The sequence below is a fragment of the Pseudoxanthomonas dokdonensis genome, from assembly GCF_001431405.1.
Taxonomy (GTDB): Bacteria; Pseudomonadota; Gammaproteobacteria; order Xanthomonadales; family Xanthomonadaceae; genus Pseudoxanthomonas_A; species Pseudoxanthomonas_A dokdonensis.
In genome coordinates this window covers 18,217-35,180 of sequence record NZ_LDJL01000004.1, presented here as the reverse complement: position 1 = coordinate 35,180, position 16,964 = coordinate 18,217, and the positions used below count along the sequence as shown (strand labels likewise).

Annotated in this window: 16 protein-coding genes; 2 read left to right on the top strand and 14 right to left on the bottom strand. The window is 66.2% G+C overall.

Annotated features, from left to right (window positions below; genetic code table 11):
* Positions 1-89 precede the first annotated feature (89 nt).
* On the top strand, positions 90-905 hold the full coding sequence (locus tag ABB29_RS03245) for a response regulator (protein ID WP_157062478.1): 816 nt from the start codon (positions 90-92) through the stop codon (positions 903-905).
* Between the two features lie 22 nt (positions 906-927).
* On the opposite strand, the gene recO is transcribed toward ABB29_RS03245, so the two are convergent.
* The 9 genes from recO to rpoE form a co-directional block, all read right to left on the bottom strand.
* Positions 928-1,674, bottom strand: a complete 747-nt coding sequence (recO, locus tag ABB29_RS03240; protein ID WP_057657191.1) for a DNA repair protein RecO — start codon at positions 1,672-1,674, stop codon at positions 928-930.
* 84 nt (positions 1,675-1,758) lie between these two features.
* Positions 1,759-2,667 (bottom strand): GTPase Era, encoded by a 909-nt coding sequence (gene era, locus ABB29_RS03235; protein WP_057657190.1) that lies wholly within the window; start codon positions 2,665-2,667, stop codon positions 1,759-1,761.
* A gap of 18 nt (positions 2,668-2,685) precedes the next feature.
* Positions 2,686-3,354: a ribonuclease III gene (rnc, locus tag ABB29_RS03230; protein WP_425414722.1), complete on the bottom strand. Its 669-nt coding sequence runs from the start codon at positions 3,352-3,354 to the stop codon at positions 2,686-2,688.
* A gap of 2 nt (positions 3,355-3,356) precedes the next feature.
* The gene (locus tag ABB29_RS03225; protein WP_057657188.1) at positions 3,357-3,740 is read right to left on the bottom strand and encodes a DUF4845 domain-containing protein; all 384 of its coding nucleotides are present in this window, start codon (positions 3,738-3,740) and stop codon (positions 3,357-3,359) included.
* Between the two features lie 70 nt (positions 3,741-3,810).
* Complete coding sequence (lepB, locus tag ABB29_RS03220; protein WP_057657187.1) at positions 3,811-4,605, bottom strand: signal peptidase I; 795 nt, start codon at positions 4,603-4,605, stop codon at positions 3,811-3,813.
* A gap of 131 nt (positions 4,606-4,736) precedes the next feature.
* A complete protein-coding gene (gene lepA, locus ABB29_RS03215) occupies positions 4,737-6,530 on the bottom strand; it encodes a translation elongation factor 4 (RefSeq protein ID WP_057657186.1) in 1,794 nt (597 codons plus the stop codon).
* A gap of 156 nt (positions 6,531-6,686) precedes the next feature.
* The gene (locus ABB29_RS03210) at positions 6,687-8,231 is read right to left on the bottom strand and encodes a DegQ family serine endoprotease (RefSeq protein WP_057657521.1); all 1,545 of its coding nucleotides are present in this window, start codon (positions 8,229-8,231) and stop codon (positions 6,687-6,689) included.
* An 85-nt stretch (positions 8,232-8,316) separates the two neighbouring features.
* Positions 8,317-9,264 carry a sigma-E factor negative regulatory protein gene (locus tag ABB29_RS03205; RefSeq protein ID WP_057657185.1) on the bottom strand — a complete coding sequence of 316 codons (948 nt, stop codon included), beginning with the start codon at positions 9,262-9,264 and terminating at the stop codon, positions 8,317-8,319.
* The gene (gene rpoE, locus ABB29_RS03200) at positions 9,261-9,896 is read right to left on the bottom strand and encodes an RNA polymerase sigma factor RpoE (protein ID WP_057657184.1); all 636 of its coding nucleotides are present in this window, start codon (positions 9,894-9,896) and stop codon (positions 9,261-9,263) included. Before rpoE ends, ABB29_RS03205 begins: the two co-directional genes overlap by 4 nt.
* A gap of 224 nt (positions 9,897-10,120) precedes the next feature.
* On the opposite strand from rpoE, the gene ABB29_RS03195 reads away from it, so the two are divergent.
* Complete coding sequence (locus tag ABB29_RS03195; RefSeq protein ID WP_057657183.1) at positions 10,121-12,172, top strand: 3-hydroxyacyl-CoA dehydrogenase NAD-binding domain-containing protein; 2,052 nt, start codon at positions 10,121-10,123, stop codon at positions 12,170-12,172.
* Positions 12,173-12,273: 101 nt separating this feature from the next.
* On the opposite strand, the gene ABB29_RS03190 is transcribed toward ABB29_RS03195, so the two are convergent.
* The 5 genes from ABB29_RS03190 to ABB29_RS03170 all read right to left on the bottom strand — a co-directional run bounded on the left by ABB29_RS03190 (position 12,274) and on the right by ABB29_RS03170 (position 16,839).
* Positions 12,274-12,627 (bottom strand): PilZ domain-containing protein, encoded by a 354-nt coding sequence (locus tag ABB29_RS03190; RefSeq protein ID WP_057657182.1) that lies wholly within the window; start codon positions 12,625-12,627, stop codon positions 12,274-12,276.
* A gap of 5 nt (positions 12,628-12,632) precedes the next feature.
* Positions 12,633-13,601: a DNA polymerase III subunit delta' gene (locus tag ABB29_RS03185; RefSeq protein ID WP_057657181.1), complete on the bottom strand. Its 969-nt coding sequence runs from the start codon at positions 13,599-13,601 to the stop codon at positions 12,633-12,635.
* Positions 13,598-14,245 carry a dTMP kinase gene (tmk, locus tag ABB29_RS03180; RefSeq protein WP_057657180.1) on the bottom strand — a complete coding sequence of 216 codons (648 nt, stop codon included), beginning with the start codon at positions 14,243-14,245 and terminating at the stop codon, positions 13,598-13,600. Before tmk ends, ABB29_RS03185 begins: the two co-directional genes overlap by 4 nt.
* A complete protein-coding gene (gene mltG / locus ABB29_RS03175; RefSeq protein WP_057657179.1) occupies positions 14,242-15,363 on the bottom strand; it encodes an endolytic transglycosylase MltG in 1,122 nt (373 codons plus the stop codon). The genes tmk and mltG overlap by 4 nt, the downstream gene beginning before the upstream one ends.
* Positions 15,364-15,471: 108 nt before the next feature.
* Positions 15,472-16,839, bottom strand: a complete 1,368-nt coding sequence (locus ABB29_RS03170; RefSeq protein ID WP_057657178.1) for an aminodeoxychorismate synthase component I — start codon at positions 16,837-16,839, stop codon at positions 15,472-15,474.
* Between the last annotated feature and the right edge of the window lie 125 nt (positions 16,840-16,964).

Below are 16,964 nucleotides of genomic sequence, written 5' to 3'. Positions count from 1 at the left end.
CAGATGGCGCCGGTGGTCGGCTTGTTCAGGCGTGTTGAGGCGGCCGGCGCATGGCTACGCTACTATGCCGCCGACCTAAGGAAGGCGACTTGACCATGACGCACGCAGCGGATGCCAGGCCACATTTGCTATTGATTGAGGACGACCCCACCAGCCAGCGTTTCATGGCCACGGTGCTCGAGGCCATACCGGCGCGGGTCAGCATCGCCGGCAGCTATACCGAGGCGCTGTTGCAGGGGACTGGCCATGACCTGTGGCTGATCGACGTCAACCTGCCGGATGGCCGTGGTGACGAACTACTGGCCGCACTGCGCGTCAATGCCGCTGATACGCCAGCCATCGCCCATACCGCCGATGCCTCCGCCGACATGCGTGAACGGATGCTGGCGGCGGGCTTCAATGAGGTGCTGGTCAAGCCGATGGCGGCCACCCAGCTGCGCAACGCGGCGCGCCAGGCGTTGTTCGCCAGCTTCCGGCAGAGCGCGCCGGTCGAGGTGCCGGCGGCCCTGCCGAGCTCGCTTCCGGACTGGGATGACGACGCCGCATTGCGCGCACTCGGTGGCCAACTGGACAACCTCAAGGCGCTGCGCGGGTTGTTTCTTGGCGAACTTAGGGTTACCGCCGCTGCGGTCGAGCAGGCTGTCGCCGAGTCGAAAACCGGCGAGCCGGGCCCGGCCGCACGACCGCCGATGGCGTCTTCCAATGCCGCGGCCATGGCCGCCGGCAACCACACCGTCGCCGCCGATCAGCGGCTGCGCGATCATCTGCACCGGCTCAAGGCCAGTTGTGGCTATGTCGGCGCGGCGCGCCTGGCCGCGGCGGTCGAAGGCCTGCGCCAGCAGCCGGCTTCGGCCGAGGCACTGGCCGGCTTCCAGGACGCGGTGGCCAATCTGTTGAGCGCCTGAGTGGCCGCTGCCGCGACCCGGTTCACTGGCCGGGACCGGTTGCCACTGGCTTGAGGCGCCCGAGCTGGCCGAGCATTTCCCAGGATTTCAGACCGCGCGGGCCCAGGTGATGGGCCAGTACGCCACGCATCGGCAGGCGCAGGCTGGCGACATCGGCCGCGGATGGCTGCCGGTCGCCGGCCAGGGCCAGCAAGCCGGCACCGGTGGCAGCCTGCGACCGCTGGCCCTGGCCGCGGTCGCTGAGCAGACGGCGGGCGCCGTGCTCGGGGTCCAGCTGATAGCGGGCCGCCGGATCAATCGGCTCGCCGTCGCCATCGTGATCCCAGGCCAGCCCCATGCCGATGACATCCAGCAGATCGCGTTCAAAGCGGCGCAGGGTCCAGCCCAGGGCGGTATCGCTGGCCAGCCGCTGGCGGGTGTCGGCGTATGCGCGATAGAGCTCCGGACAGGCGTCGCCACGTGGCAGCAGGCGCAGGATCAACTCATGCAGGTAGAACGCCGCCAGCATCGCCTCGCCGTCCAGCCGCGGAGCAGCGTCGAGGGCCTCGGCGCTGGTCAATTGCGCCAGTTCGCCCTTGGCCACCGCGTGCAGGCGGATGTGTTGCAGCGGCTGCAACGCGGCGCGCAGCACATGCCGCCTGGGGCTCTGCACCCCGCGCGCGACCAGTCCGATGCGGCCATGCTCCTGACTCAATACTTCCAGCAACAGGCTGGTTTCGCGCCAGGGTCGCGCGTGCAGGACGAATGCCGTCTCGCCGACGATGCGCATGCTCAGGCTGGCTGGCGCCGGCCAGCGGTGAAGACAGCGGCCATCGCCAGGCGCAGGCGCACCCGGCTGCGGCTCAGGTCGGGGTCATTCGTAGCCAAAGGCTTTGAGCGCGGTTTCGTCATCCGACCAGCCCTCGCGCACGCGGACCCAGGTTTCCAGGAAGATCTTGCGATCGAACAGGCGCTCCATCTGCTGGCGCGCCTTGCTGCCGATGTCCTTCAGCCGGGCGCCGCCCTTGCCGATGACGATCGCCTTCTGGCTTTCGCGCTCGACCCAGATCACCGCACCGATACGCAACATCGCGCCATCTTCGGTGAAGTGCTCGATCTCGACCGTCGTCGCATAAGGCAGTTCCGCGCCGAGCTGGCGCATCAGCTGTTCGCGGATTAGCTCACCGGCGAGGAAGCGTTCGCTGCGATCGGTGATCTCGTCTTCGCCAAACATCGCCGGTGCTTGCGGCAGCTGGCGCAGCAGGTCCTTGACCAGCCCATCCAGGCCATTGCGCTTGAGCGCGGAAATCGGGTGCACGGCGGCGAATTCGCGGTTCTGGGTGATTTCGGCCAGGAACGGCAGCAGCGCCGATTTCTCGCGCAAACGATCAACCTTGTTGACCACCAGCACGACCGGGATGCCGGCATCGCTGAGCACGTTGTAGGCCAGCGTGTCTTCTTCGTCCCAGCGCCCGGCCTCGATCACCAGCAGGCCCACGTCCACGCCTTCCAGCGCGCCGCGCGCGGCCCGGTTCATCACCCGGCTCATCGCCGAGGCGGAAAACTTGCCCTGCTGGCGATGCAGGCCAGGGGTATCGACCAGCACGATCTGGCCCTGCGGGAAGGTGGCGATGCCCAGCAGGCGGTGGCGGGTGGTCTGCGGGCGGCTGGAAACAATGCTGATCTTGGCGCCGACCAATGCATTGGTCAGCGTCGATTTACCCACGTTGGGGCGGCCAATGACGGCGACGCTCCCCGCGCGATGGTCAGGTGTCTGGTTCAACGGTACGGCTCTCTAGGGTTACTTGCCCGGATTCAGGTCCAGGCGTTCGATGACGGCGGCGGCGGCGGCCTGCTCGGCGTTGCGGCGCGAGCTGCCTTCGCCGGAGCCGCTGAGCGAGGGGTCGCGGATGGTGCAGGTGACCGTGAATACTTTGGCATGATCGTCACCGCTTTCGGCGACCAGATCATAAACCGGCAGCGCCCGCTGGCGCGCCTGCAGCCATTCCTGCAGCCGGGTCTTGGGGTCTTTTTCCGGCTTGCCGACCGGCAGCGCCGCCAGCGCCGGCTCGAACCAGGGCAGCACCACCTCGCGGCAGCGCTGGAAGCCGACATCGTGGTAGATCGCCGCCACCACGGCTTCCAGCGCGTCGGCCAGGATCGAATCGCGGCGGTGGCCCCCGGATTTCATTTCCCCCGGCCCCATCGTCAGTCGCGCGCCCAGCTCCAGTTCACGGGCGATGCTGGCCAGCGATGCCTCGCGGACCAGCTCGGCCCGGGCGCGGGTCAGCGCGCCTTCGTCGGCCTTGGGCCAGCGGACGTACAGCGCCTCGGCGACCAGCAGGTTGACGATGCTGTCGCCGAGGAATTCCAGCCTTTCATTGTGCGGAACCCCGGCACTGCGATGGGTCAGGGCCTGCGCCAGCAGGTCCGGATTGGCAAATACATGGCCGATGCGATCCGCGGGCAAGCTTATTCCGCCGAACCCTGGCGGGTCAGGTCCTGGGTGGTGTCGAACTTGCCGACCACGTCCAGATTGCCGACCAGGTCACGACGGACCTCGTAGTTCACCCGCATCTGCCAGCCGTTGTCGATGCGCTCGAACTTGACGTCGGCCGGCTTCACGTTTTCCGAGTAGTTGATGTACAGGCGGCGGAAGAACAGATCCTGGATCTTGGCCGGGTCCATATCGCCCACGCCCGGCTCGCCGGACAGGCCCTTCATCGCCGAGCGCACGGCGTAGTACTCCTGGTACATCGGGAACAGCTTCATGGCGATGAATGCGGCAAAGCCCAGCACCGCCAACACCACCAGGAAGCTGGTCAAGGTAATTCCGCGTTGCTGCCTGCGATTCATTTCATTCCCCTTGGTAAGCATTGAAACCCCCTAAAACCGTTGTCCACACCGGCCCGGCGGGCCGGACCGATCACTGGATGCCATGGCCGATGCGCGAAGCATCGAAGCCATCCTTGCAGAACCAGCCTTCGCAATTCAACCAGATCAGGAACGCCTTGCCGCGCAGGTTTTCCTCCGGCAGGAAGTGGGTGGTCGGCCACAGCCGGCTGTCCTCACTGTTGTCACGGTTGTCACCCATCACGAAGTAGTGCCCGGCCGGGACCACCCATTCGCCTTCACCGGAAAACCGGTCCAGCGCTTCCAGCACCTTGTGCGGCCGTCCGGGCAGCTGCTCTTCCAGTTCGCTGGCCTGGTCCACGCCGTACGGCAGGCCGCGTCCGCTGTAGGTACCCAGGGTCTGGTAGGCCAGCGCCTGGCCATTGATGTAGACGGTATTGCCCTGGAAGGTGATGCGATCACCGGGCAGGCCGATGATGCGCTTGATCCAGTTGTTGTTGGGGTCGAACGGCGGCTTGAACACGACCACGTCGCCGCGCTTGGGCTCGCCCACCGCGATGAACTTCTGGTTGTTGATCGGCAGGCGCAGGCCGTAGGCGAACTTGTTGACCAGGATGAAATCACCGATCAGCAGGTTGGGCATCATCGAGCTGGACGGAATCTTGTACGGCTCGGCGACGAAGCTGCGCAGCACCAGCACCAGCGCCAGCACCGGGAAGAACGCGCGCGAGTAATCGACCAGTACCGGCTCTTCGTCCAGCAGGCCGTCACGGGCGGCACGACGCTTGGCGAAGAACAGCTTGTCGAGCAGCCAGATGACCCCTGTCAGCAGGGTCAGCACCACCAGGATTGTTTCAAACCAGACCATGGGAATTTCCTATAGAGCCGTAACCGGGAACCGGGCGCCGGGAGTCGGTTCGCACGCGTCCATGCAGGCAGCTTGTGCCCGGCATGGGATGGCGATGTTGAGCCCCGTTGTCCAGTCCAATTTGTCCAAACTTACTTGTTGTCCACCTGCAGCACGGCCAGGAAGGCTTCCTGTGGAATTTCCACCCGGCCTACCTGCTTCATGCGCTTCTTGCCTTCCTTCTGCTTTTCCAACAGCTTCTTCTTGCGCGTGATGTCGCCACCGTAGCACTTGGCCAGCACGTTCTTGCGCATCGCCTTGACCGTGCTGCGGGCGATGATCTGCGAGCCCACCGCGGCCTGGATGGCGACGTCGAACATCTGTCGCGGAATCAGTTCGCGCATCTTCTCGGTCAACTCGCGACCGCGGCGATCCGCGTACTGGCGATGCACGATCAACGACAACGCGTCGACCTTGTCACCGTTGATCAACGTATCCACGCGCACGAACGGGCCAGCCTCGAAACGCAGGAAGTGGTAGTCCAGCGAAGCATAGCCACGTGACACCGACTTGAGGCGGTCGAAGAAATCCAGCACTACTTCGGCCATTGGCAGCTCGTAGCTGATCTGCACCTGGCTGCCCATGTAGTTGATGCCGATCTGGCGGCCGCGCTTTTCCTCACACAGGGTGATGACGTTGCCGACATAGTCCGGCGGAGTCAGGATGTTGGCGCGGATGATCGGTTCGCGGATTTCGTCGATCAGGTTGCTTTGCGGCAGCTTGGCCGGGTTGTCCAGGCTGACCACTTCGCCGTCGGTCTTCAGCACTTCATAGACCACGGTCGGTGCGGTGCTGATCAGGTTGAGGTTGTATTCGCGCTCCAGGCGCTCCTGCACGATTTCCATGTGCAGCATGCCAAGGAAGCCGCAGCGGAAGCCGAAGCCCATCGCCTCCGAGCTTTCCGGCTCGAAGCGCAGCGCGGCATCGTTCAGGCGCAGCTTGTCGAGCGCTTCGCGCAGGTCCGGGTAATCCTCGGCATCGACCGGGAACAGGCCGGCGAACACTCGTGGCTGCATTTCCTGGAAACCGGGCAGCGGCTTGTCCGCCGGGTCGCCGGCCAGGGTCAGGGTGTCGCCGACCGGCGCGCCATGCACGTCCTTGATCGACGCATTGATCCAGCCCACCTCGCCGGCGCCGAGCTTCTTCAGCTCCTTGCGCTTGGGGGTGAACACGCCGACCTTGTCGACCTGATGGGTACGACCGGTCGACATCACCAGGATCTTGCTGCCGGGGCTGATTTCGCCCTGCATCACCCGCACCAGCGAAACCACGCCGAGATAGTTGTCGAACCAGGAATCGATGATCAAGGCCTGCAGCTTGTCGGTATCACGCGGGGTCGGCGGCGGAATCCGCTGGACGATGGCCTCCAGCACGTCGCCGACGTTGAGCCCGGTCTTGGCGCTGACCGCGACCGCGTCGGCGGCGTCGATGCCGATCACTGCTTCGATTTCACCCTTGGCACGCTCGATGTCGGCGGTCGGCAGGTCAATCTTGTTCAGCACCGGCACTACTTCCAGGCCCTGCTCGACGGCGGTGTAGCAGTTGGCGACCGATTGCGCTTCCACGCCCTGGGCGGCGTCGACCACCAGCAGCGCGCCTTCGCAGGCGGCCAGCGAACGGCTGACTTCGTAGCTGAAGTCGACATGGCCGGGGGTATCGATGAAGTTCAGCTGGTAGACCTGCCCATCCTTGGCGGTATACGGCAGCGACACCGACTGCGCCTTGATGGTGATGCCACGCTCGCGCTCGATCGGATTGGAATCCAGCACCTGCGCTTCCATCTCGCGCGCCTGCAGGCCGCCACAGAGCTGGATGATCCGATCGGCCAAGGTGGACTTGCCGTGATCGACATGGGCAATGATGGAGAAGTTGCGGATGTTCCGCATTGAATCAGAGGACATGATGGGGGCGGCGGCCACGGCCGTCGTCAGGATAACGGCCGATTATCGCATGGACGGCGCCCCGCCCTGTAGCCCCTGCAAAAAGAACCCGCCACGACAAGCCATGGCGGGTCCAAGCTGCAAAACGGGGAGCGCAGCGGTTCAGCGTTCGTCTGCTTCGACCGGCACCGCCAGGAAGCGGGTGATGCTGCCCTGCCGTACCAGCAGCATCACCGTGTCGCCGTCTTCGACATCGGCGACCTGGGCGTTGAAAGCGGCGACGCTGCCGACGGCTTCGCGGCCGACCTGCAGCACCACCATGCCGCGGCCGATGCCGGCGTCACGGGTGGCGCCATTGGTCACATTGGTGATCATCACGCCCTCGCCCGCCTTCAGGCCAAGGCGCTTGCGGCTGGCTGCGTCGAGTGCTTCGACGACGATGCCCAGCGCATTGCTGCCGCTGCTGATCGCCGGCTTGGCAGCCGGTCCCTGGCCGTCCTCGTCGGCTGCCAGTTGATCGGTTTCCAGCTCGGTCAGGGTCAGGGTGACGTCACGGGTCTTGCCGCCACTCCAGACGCCCAGCCTGACCTTGGAGCCTGGCGCCATCGAGCCGATGATCGGCGGCAGTTCGCTGGAATCGTTGATCGGACGACCGTCGACGGTCCGGATCACGTCACCCGGGCGCAAATCGGCCTTGCCGGCCGGACTGTCTTCCAGCACCTGGTTGACCAGCGCGCCATTGGCGTCAGGCAGGCCCAGGCCCTTGGCTTCCTCGGCACTCATCGCCTGCACGATCACGCCGAGCTGGCCACGGCTGACCCGACCATTCTTCTTCAGCTGATCGACCGCGCTCATCGCCAGATCAATCGGGATGGCGAAGCTGATGCCCATGTAGCCGCCGGACATCGAGAAAATCTGCGAGTTGATGCCGACCACTTCGCCGCGGGTGTTCAGCAGCGGACCGCCGGAGTTGCCCTGGTTGATGGCGACGTCGGTCTGGATGAAGGGCACATAGCGCTGTTCACCGTTGCCGGTGCGGCCGACCGCGCTGACGATGCCAGCGGTGACCGAATGGTCCAGTCCCAGCGGCGAACCGATGGCGACCACCCACTGCCCGGACTTGAGCAGCTTGGAATCGCCCAGGCGCACGGTCGGCAGCCCCTTGGCGTCGATCTTGAGCAGGGCCACGTCGTATTGCTCGTCGCTGCCGACCACCTTGGCGGTGAATTCGCGGCGATCCGGCAGCTTGACCTTGACCGTGTCGGCGCCGTCGATGACGTGGTGATTGGTCAGCACGTAACCGTCGGCGGAAATGACGAAACCGGAGCCGAGCGAGGTGCCGCGGCGTTGCTGGCGTGGATCGCCCTGGCCGTCGGGGAACTCAAAACCGGGCGGCAGCATGCGGCGGAAGATTTCCGGAATCGCATCGTCCTGGGCCGTCTGGGTGGAAGCGCTGCGCTTGCCGCCGATGGTGGCTTCGACATTGACCACCGCCGGGCCGACCTGTTCGACCAGACCGGTGAAATCCGGCAGCCCGGTTACCAGTTGCGGGGCGCTGGACTGGGCCACGGCGGGGACCGCTGCGGCGCTGCTGGCCGCCGGTGACGGCTGCTGGGCGCAGGCCACCAGCGAGGTGGCCGACATCAAAAGAACCAGCAGACGGGAGTGCACGTGGGAGTGCTCTTGGGATCTGGCGCGATGCTTCATCGAATGCATGCCTCGATTATGGTTTCAGTGGATGTTGTCCCGGCGCCCGCTGGGCACCGGGAGCTGGCCTTGCGGCCAGCGATGCTCAGTCGCCTGGCCCTTGCCCGCTGTCGGTATCGCTGCCAGCGGTGGCCTCGACCTGCGACAGGCGTGGTTCGAACGGATAGAAGGTGCGTGCGCCGCCATCGCTGTCGTAGGAGGCGGTAAACGCGCCGCCACTGCTCTGCGACAGGCTGGTACGCGGCCAGGGACGCGATTGCGGATCGGCCAGGTGGGCGCCGGCAAACGGCGACACCGGCAGGATCGAGGTCGGTGCGGCGACGGTAGCCGCCACCGCGCTGTCAGCCTGCATGCGCGGTGCCACGCTGGCGGCAGCGACCGCGGTCTGCGGCAGGTTGGCGCGGGCAGCGCGGCGCGCGGCCTGCTGGGTGCGGGTCGCACTGCCACGGTTGTTGCCATCCTGCCGGCGCGGCACGCTGGCGACGGCGACACTGGCGGCAGCGGCACCGGCCAGGGTGTCGGTCAGCGGATCACCGGCCGGGTCGGCCGGGACCGTGGGGGTGACTGGAGCCGCGTTGGCGGCATCGGCCACCGTGGTATCCACGCTGTCGGCCTGGGTGCTCTGGGCTGCCACCACCGGGCCAGCCGGCGCTATCTCCTGCGGCGGGTTGGATTGCCGGACCATCAACAGGGCAACCAGCGCGACCGATGCGGCCAGCGCACCACCGCCCCAGCGTGACAACCGTGAGTGGCGGGCCACGGCAGCCGGTGGCGCGGAGTCGCGCCTGTCGGCGGATTCGTCGGCAATGGCCTGCGCCACGCGCTCGGCGAAACCGGCCGGTGCCGGCGCCTGGGCCTGGCCACGCAGCGCGTCGCCACATAGATGCCAACGTTCCCAGCTGGCCAGCAATTCGCCATCGTGTTGCAGGCGTCGCAACAGGAACCGTGCCTGGTCAATGACCAGGTCACCGTCCATCAGCGCTGACAACTGCTGCTGATGATGGCTGTCGAGTTTGTCTGTTTGTGCAGTCATGGGCGGGTTCGCTCCCGGGTGGCACTAGGGGTATCAAGCAAGGGTTGCAACTGGCTGTCGATCGCTTCGCGGGCACGGAATATGCGCGAACGCACGGTACCGATCGGACAATCCATCTTCTGCGCGATTTCGTCGTAACTCAGACCATCCACTTCACGCAGGGTAATGGCGGTCCGCAATTCCTCCGGCAACGCTTGGACAGCTTTCATCACTGTTTGTTCCAGCTCCTGTCGCATCATTTCGCGTTCCGGTGTATCGGTATCGCGCAGGCGCACGCCGCTGTCGTACTGCTCCGCGTCCGCGGCATCGACGTCAGCCAGCGGCGGACGGCGGTTCTGCGCGACAAGATGGTTCTTGGCGGTGTTCACGGCGATACGGTGAAGCCATGTATAGAACTGGGCATCGCCGCGGAAGTTCCCCAACGCGCGGTAAGCGCGCAGGAATGCTTCCTGGGCCACATCCTGGCATTCGCTCCAGTCATGGATGTAGCGGCCGATCAGGGCGACGACACGATGCTGGTATTTGCGCACCAGCAGATCGAATGCCGCGCTCTCGCCACGCTGCACGCGCTTGACCAGATCCAGATCCAGTTCCGGGTTGGTTGACTCCTGTATGGTCTCTGCATCGGCCATGCCGGGCCGCACTCCTGTCCGCCCGTCATGACCGGGCACTGTGACCGCCTAAGCGGAAAAAAGTTCAGCGGCCTGGGCCGCCAGCCGAAATATCGAGAATTTAACCTGCAAGGCGAGACCATCCGCCCAGCTGCTCATCCTGACAGGGATATGAGGATTTGACGCCGGTTAAACAAGATCGGGATGATAGCGACCTTATCCATACGTGAACGGATGGTCTTCTGATGACCGCAAACTTTGATGGGCTGCGATTCAGCCATTGGCAAACCGAGCTGCGCGACGACGGCGTGGTGGTGCTGGCGTTCGATCGCCAGGACGCATCGGTCAATGCGTTCTCGCAGGATGTGCTGATCGAGCTGGACGACCTGCTGGAACGGCTGGCCATCGATCCGCCCAAGGGCGTGGTGATCCGTTCGGCCAAGGCCTCTGGCTTCATCGCCGGCGCCGACCTCAAGGAATTCCAGGAGTTCGACCGCAAGGGCACGGTCAACGATGCCATCCGCCGCGGCCAGGCAGTGTTCCAGAAACTGGCCGAGCTGCCCTGCCCGACGGTGTCGGCGATCCATGGCTTCTGCATGGGCGGTGGTACCGAGATATCGCTGGCCTGCCGCTATCGGGTCGCCAGCAATGATCCCTCGACCCGTATCGGCTTGCCGGAAACCAAGCTCGGCATCTTCCCCGGCTGGGGCGGCAGCGCGCGCCTGCCGTCGCTGGTCGGCGCACCGGCGGCGATGGACATGATGCTGACCGGCCGCACGCTGTCGGCGAGTGCCGCGCGTGGCATCGGCCTGGTCGACAAGGTGGTGGACAAGGCGGTGCTGATCGATTCGGCCGCCTCGCTGGCGCTGAAAGGCACCCAGCGCCCGTTCAAGCAGCGCCTGCTGGGCTGGGTCACCAACACCTGGCCTGCGCGCCAGCTGCTGGCGCCGCAGATGACCAAGCAGGTCGCGCGCAAGGCGCGCAAGGAACACTATCCGGCGCCTTACGCGCTGATCAATGTCTGGCAGCGCACCGGCGGCAGCAGCATCCAGGCGCGGCTGGACGCCGAGCGCAAGGCCGTGGTCAAGCTGGCCGGTACGCCGACCGCGCGCAATCTCATCCGGGTGTTCTTCCTGACCGAACGGCTCAAGGGCCTGGCCGGCAAGGATCACGGCATCGAGCATGTGCACGTGGTCGGTGCCGGGGTGATGGGCGGCGACATTGCCGCCTGGTCGGCCTACAAGGGCTTCAACGTCACCCTGCAGGACCGCGAGCAACGTTTCATCGATGGCGCCATCAGCCGGGCCGAGGAGCTGTTTGCCAAGCGGGTCAAGGACGACAGCAAGCGGCCCGCGGTTGCCGCACGCCTGAAAAGCGATCTGGCCGGGGCCGGCATCGCCAGCGCGGATCTGGTGATCGAGGCGATCATCGAGAACCCGGAAGCCAAGCGCGAGCTCTACCAGAGCGTCGAGCCGCAACTGAAGGCCGATGCATTGCTGACCAGCAATACCTCGTCGATACCTCTGGTGGAACTGCGCGAACATATCCAGCGCCCGGCGCAGTTTGCCGGCCTGCACTACTTCAATCCGGTCGCCCTGATGCCGCTGGTGGAGATCGTCCACCACGATCAGATGGCCGGGACCACCCAGAAGCGCCTGGCGGCATTCTGCAAGGCGCTGGACAAGTTGCCGGTGCCGGTCGCCGGCACGCCGGGGTTCCTGGTCAACCGGGTGTTGTTCCCGTACATGCTGGAAGCGGCGCACGCGTATGCCGAAGGGATTCCCGGCGCGGTCATCGACAAGGCGGCGGTCCGCTTCGGCATGCCGATGGGGCCGATTGAACTGATCGACACGGTCGGACTGGATGTCGCCGCCGGCGTCGGCAAGGAGCTGTCACCGTTCCTCGGCCTGACCCTGCCGGCGGCGCTGGGCAACGTCGAACAAGGCAAGCGCGGCAAGAAGGATGGCCAGGGCCTGTACAAGTGGGAAGCCGGCAAGCCGGTCAAGCCGGAAGTGGCCGAGGGCTACCAGGCGCCCAGCGATCTGGAGGATCGCCTGATCCTGCCGCTGCTCAACGAAGCGGTCGCCTGTCTCCATGATGGCGTGGTCGCCGACGCGGATCTGCTGGATGCCGGTGTGATCTTCGGTACCGGCTTCGCGCCGTTCCGCGGCGGTCCGATCCAGTACGTCAGGAGCGCGGGCCCGGACGCCCTGCTGGAAAAACTGAAGGCGCTGCAGGCGCGCCATGGTGATCGCTTCGCTCCGCGTCCAGGCTGGGACTCGCCGGCGCTGCGCTGAGCCGCCGCGCCATAGCGGGCAAGAAAAAAGCAGGCTGAGGCCTGCTTTTTTTTTCGCTGGATCAGCGCCCGCCGCAGCGCGGCGGATTGCAGCATCCCGGGTTACATGGTGTGCGTCGGCTTGTCCGCGCCGAGGGTGCCCGCCAGTTGGGTTTCGATGCGGTTCTTGACCGCTTCGCCTTCGGCACCTTCGGCAAACTGCACGCCGATGCCGGCGGTGCGATTGCCCTGCGCGCCGATTGGCGTCACCCATACGACCTTGCCAGCCACCGGCAGGCGTTCGCTGGAGTCAGGCAAAGTCAACAGCAGGAACACCTCGTCGCCCAGGAAATAGCGCTTCGGCGTGGGCACGAAGATGCCGCCCTGTTTCATGTACGGCATGTAGGCGTTGTACAACGCGGCCTTGTCCTTGACCGCCAACGAAAGGATGCCCTGACGACCTGCTGCTGCATTCATTCCAATCATTCCCCTTGTTTGCGTGCGCGGCCGCGGCTGGCGGTCCGGTCGGCCATGACCCAGCCAAGCAGCAGATCCGCCACCGCCAGATCCGCGCGGATGGTGGTCCGCAACAGGTCGCGGGTGCGGTTGGCCGCGTCGAACCATGCGCTGAGCTTGTTCAATCGCGACGGGTTGGTCAAGCCGGTTTCGCCGGCCCACGCCAGTACGATATCGGCGGCATGGCTCAAGCGTGCGTGAAGTTGCTCGTCGGCAGCCCAGCGCTGCGCGGTTTCGTTGGCGCCCATTTCGCCACGCTCGAGCTTCTGCAAGTCCTCGGCGACCTGCCGACGCAGGGCCAGGCCGTCATTCTGCAGCCAGTCCAGGGCGATCCCCGGATGGCCACGCGCGGCCTCGAGTGCTTCGCTGGCCAGCGCAGGTGCATGGCCCTGCGCCTGCAGCCAGGCCAGTGCTTCGGCGTGCGGCGGCAGCCGGAACTCCAGCTTCTGGCAACGACTGCGGATGGTCGCCGACAGCCGTGCCGGCTGCGCGCTGAGCAGCCACAGGTAGCGCCCCGGTGCCGGCTCTTCCAGCGTTTTCAGCAGGGCGTTGCTGGCAGCGTTGTTGATGGCATCGGCAGGATCGACGATGGCGACCTGGGCTTCGCCATATTGCGGCGTCAACGCAAGCTTCTGCGACAAGCCGCGGATCTGCTCGATCACGATCTCGCTGCGCAGGCGGGTGCCTTCCTTGTTCGGGATGAACGAGACCAGCTGCAGGTCCGGGTGAGTACCGGCGGCGATCAACTGCTGCGCGCGTGCGCGGTCGCCCCGGTCGCCCTTGGCCAGCACGTGCAGCGCCAGCCGCGCCACCACTTCCTGCTGGCCTAGCCCGGCCGGGCCGCAGACCAGCAACGCATGGCCCATGCGGCCGCTGTCCAGTGCCGCGACCGCGTGGTCGTAGGCGCGCTGCTGCCAGGGCGAGAACTCGTTCATGCCAGACCATCCAGCCAGTCGCCGAGCGCGCGCGTGACCGAAGCCGCGACCTCGGTCGGCGTCTGCGCGGCATCGATCAGCCGGAACCGCTGCGGCTCGGCGGCCGCCCGCTGGCGGAAACCCTCGCGCACGCGTTCGAAGAAATCATCCTGTTCGCGCTCGATCCGGTCCGGCCACAGGTCGCGGCCGACGGTACGCGCACGACCGGCGCGCACGTCCAGATCCAGCAACAGGGTCAGCCCCGGGCGCAGGCCCACTGCGCGGCGTTCCAGATCCTGGATCCAGTCGACGTCCAGTCCGCGGCCGTTGCCCTGGTAGGCATAGCTGGAATCGGTGAAGCGATCGCTGACCACGAATGCGCCGCGTTGCAGTGCCGGTCGGACCACCTGCTGCACGTGCTGGGCGCGTGCGGCGAACATCAGCAGTAATTCGGTTTCCGGCTGCAGGGTTTCTTCCTGTGGATGCAGCAGCAGTTCGCGGATGCGCTCGGCCAGCGGTGTACCACCGGGTTCGCGGGTCAGCACCACTTCGTGCCCACGTGCCTGCAGCTGTTCGCGGATGGCGGTGATCGCACTGGTCTTGCCGGCGCCCTCGCCACCTTCCAGGGTCACCAGACGTGGATGGGTCAACAGGGCCGCACTCATCGGCCGGGCTCGCTGCCGTCGGCCGGCTTGTCGCTATCGGCGTCGGCGTCCTGGGCCCCCTCGGCAGGGGCGGCGTCGAGCTGCGGCGCGGCGGCCCCGCCTGCCTGCTGCAAGGTCTGCCGGCGGGTACGCAGGTAGGTGCTGACCGCCGTGTTGTGCGCGGACAGGCTGTCGGAGAACACGTGCCGGCCACTGCCATCGCCGACGGCGACGAAGTACAGCGCCTTGCCGGGCTGTGGCCGCACCGCGGCCTGCAACGCATCGACGCCGGGCATCGCAATCGGCGTCGGTGGCAGGCCGAAGCGGGTATAGGTGTTGTAAGGCGTGTCGGTGACCAGATCGCGACGGCGGATGTTGCCGTCGTAGCCGCTGCCGATGCCGTAGATGACGGTCGGGTCGGTCTGCAGTTTCATGCCTTGTTCGAGCCGCCGGACGAACACGCCGGCGATGGCAGGCCGCTCACTGGCCAGGCCGGTTTCCTTCTCGATGATCGAGGCCAGCACCAATGCTTCGTCGGCGTTGACCAGGGGCAGGCCCGGCTGCCGTGCTTTCCACGCCGCTGCCAAGGCCTTCTGCATCGCCGCATGCGCGCGCTTGAGCACATCCAGGTCGCTGTCGCTGCTGGTGTATAGGTAAGTCTCTGGCAGGAACCGGCCTTCCGGATGCTCGCCGGCATGGCCCAGCGCCGTCATCAGGGCAGCATCGTCCATCTCCGCGCTCAGGTGCTTGAGCGGGCTGGCGCGGTTGATGGCGGCGCGCAGCTGACGGATGTTCCAGCCTTCGACGATGGTGAAGCGGTACTGGATGGTCTTGCCATTGCGCATCCGCAACAGCAGCTCACGCGGGCTGTCGTCTGGTTCCAGTGCGTACTCGCCGACCTTGAGCTTGCCGGCCGCATCCAGTTGCCGGCCCAGCAACAGCCATTCCAGATCCGAGCCCTGGCTGACGCCCTGGCCGCGCATGCGCGCGAGCATGCCGCGGAACGAGTCGCCCGGGGCGACCGTGACCCGGCTGTGCGGCGCCACCGTGGCCAGCGGGCCGCGGCTGAAGGCCGCGTAGCGGTGCCAGCCCCAGGCCGCCACGATCGCGACCACCAGCAGTACCAGCAGCGCTGCCATGAGCAGCGCGCGACAACCACGTTTACAGCCTGACGCCACGGAAAACCCTGGATGAGAGGAACAGTCGTGCAGGATACCTTGAGCACGCCGCCAGCGGCCACGGCCGCTTCATTCGGCACCCAGTGCGCGCAGCATGCCGCGGGCCTTGGCCCGGGTTTCATCCAGCTCCCTGTCGGCATCCGAATCGGCGACGATGCCAGCCCCGGTACGGAACCACAGCGCGCTGCCACCGTCATCGGCACGGCGCATCTGCAGCGTGCGGATCAGGATGTTCAGATCCATGTCGCCATCACGGTTTAGCCAGCCAAAGGCGCCGGTATAGGCACCGCGTGGCACCTGCTCCAGCTCGGCGATGATCTGCATGCAGCGGACCTTGGGACAGCCGGTGATGGTGCCGCCCGGGAACGTGGCGCGGATCACCTCGCCCGGCGTCGCATCGTCGCGCAAGCGGCCACGCACGTTGCTGACGATGTGGTGGACGTGGGCATAGCTTTCCACCGTCATCAGCTCGTCGACCTGCACGCTGCCGGCTTCGCAGACCCGGCCGAGGTCGTTGCGCTCCAGGTCGATCAGCATCACGTGTTCGGCGCGTTCCTTGGGGTGGCCGACCAGTTCGCGGATGCGTTCGCCGTCATCGTCGCCCTCGAAGCGTGGACGGGTGCCGGCGATGGGCCGGGTCTCGACCACCTCGCCGCGCACCGAGACCAGGCGCTCGGGCGAAGAACTCACCACCGCCCACGGCGATTGCGCGAACAGGCCGGCAAACGGCGCAGGATTGGCGCTGCGCAGGCGCTGGTACAGCAGCGCCGGCTCAAGTCCCTGCGGGAAACCAGCGCGCCAGCCGCGCGACAGATTGACCTGGAAGATGTCACCGGCACGCAGGTATTCGAGAATCCGGCCGATGCCGTCGATGAACTGCCGCGGCGGATCTTCTTCCAGGGTTGCCGGCGGTTGCCATGACGGCAGCGGCGGCAGATCGGCGGCGGCCAATGCGTCGGCCTGGATGGCATCCAGCCAATGGCCCTGCCCGGCTTCGGCCAGCGCGATGCAGGTGCCGCTGGCATGGTCACGCAGGATCGCCGCCGGGCAGCGCAACGCCAGCGCCACCGGACTGCCGTCATCGGCGCCGGGCAGGCTCAGGATCGGTTCGACCTGGGCGGCCAGTTCGTAATTGAGCAACAGCGCCCAGCCGCCGCGGAACGGCCAGCGCGGCTCTTCCTTCGGCAACCGCAGCGACTGCCAGCGTGCATCCAGCAATGACAGGAAATCGCCTGTCTCGGCAATGCCGTCGAGCGAACGGGTGATCCCATCGGTGGACAACTGCAGGCCGTCGCCGTCGGCCAGCAGCAGCATGTCCCAGCGGCCCTGGGCGGTACCGGAGGCGGCTGATTCCAGCAACACCGGATAACGTGTCGGGGCCAGCCGATGCAATGCCAGCAGATCGGTTGAATCGTGCAGTGCGCGGGTTTCGATCATGTTCGCCAGCCCGGCACGGGCCGGGGATCAATGACTTTGCGAGGAGCGCCAGCAGACAACAGGGCTGGTAGCCGGGGAACAGATCCATCCACAGGCTGTCGCCAACGTCCACTGGCAAGGCAGCG

Coding starts and splice junctions, on each gene's coding strand:
- recO (WP_057657191.1), bottom strand. CDS start 1,674: ATGCGCATCGTCGGCGAGACGGCATTCGTCCTGCACGCGCGACCCTGG.
- ABB29_RS03225 (WP_057657188.1), bottom strand. CDS start 3,740: ATGAATCGCAGGCAGCAACGCGGAATTACCTTGACCAGCTTCCTGGTG.
- lepB (WP_057657187.1), bottom strand. CDS start 4,605: ATGGTCTGGTTTGAAACAATCCTGGTGGTGCTGACCCTGCTGACAGGG.
- lepA (WP_057657186.1), bottom strand. CDS start 6,530: ATGCGGAACATCCGCAACTTCTCCATCATTGCCCATGTCGATCACGGC.
- ABB29_RS03210 (WP_057657521.1), bottom strand. CDS start 8,231: ATGAAGCATCGCGCCAGATCCCAAGAGCACTCCCACGTGCACTCCCGT.
- ABB29_RS03205 (WP_057657185.1), bottom strand. CDS start 9,264: ATGACTGCACAAACAGACAAACTCGACAGCCATCATCAGCAGCAGTTG.
- rpoE (WP_057657184.1), bottom strand. CDS start 9,896: ATGGCCGATGCAGAGACCATACAGGAGTCAACCAACCCGGAACTGGAT.
- ABB29_RS03195 (WP_057657183.1), top strand. CDS start 10,121: ATGACCGCAAACTTTGATGGGCTGCGATTCAGCCATTGGCAAACCGAG.
- ABB29_RS03190 (WP_057657182.1), bottom strand. CDS start 12,627: ATGAATGCAGCAGCAGGTCGTCAGGGCATCCTTTCGTTGGCGGTCAAG.
- ABB29_RS03185 (WP_057657181.1), bottom strand. CDS start 13,601: ATGAACGAGTTCTCGCCCTGGCAGCAGCGCGCCTACGACCACGCGGTC.
- tmk (WP_057657180.1), bottom strand. CDS start 14,245: ATGAGTGCGGCCCTGTTGACCCATCCACGTCTGGTGACCCTGGAAGGT.
- mltG (WP_057657179.1), bottom strand. CDS start 15,363: ATGGCAGCGCTGCTGGTACTGCTGGTGGTCGCGATCGTGGCGGCCTGG.
- ABB29_RS03170 (WP_057657178.1), bottom strand. CDS start 16,839: ATGATCGAAACCCGCGCACTGCACGATTCAACCGATCTGCTGGCATTG.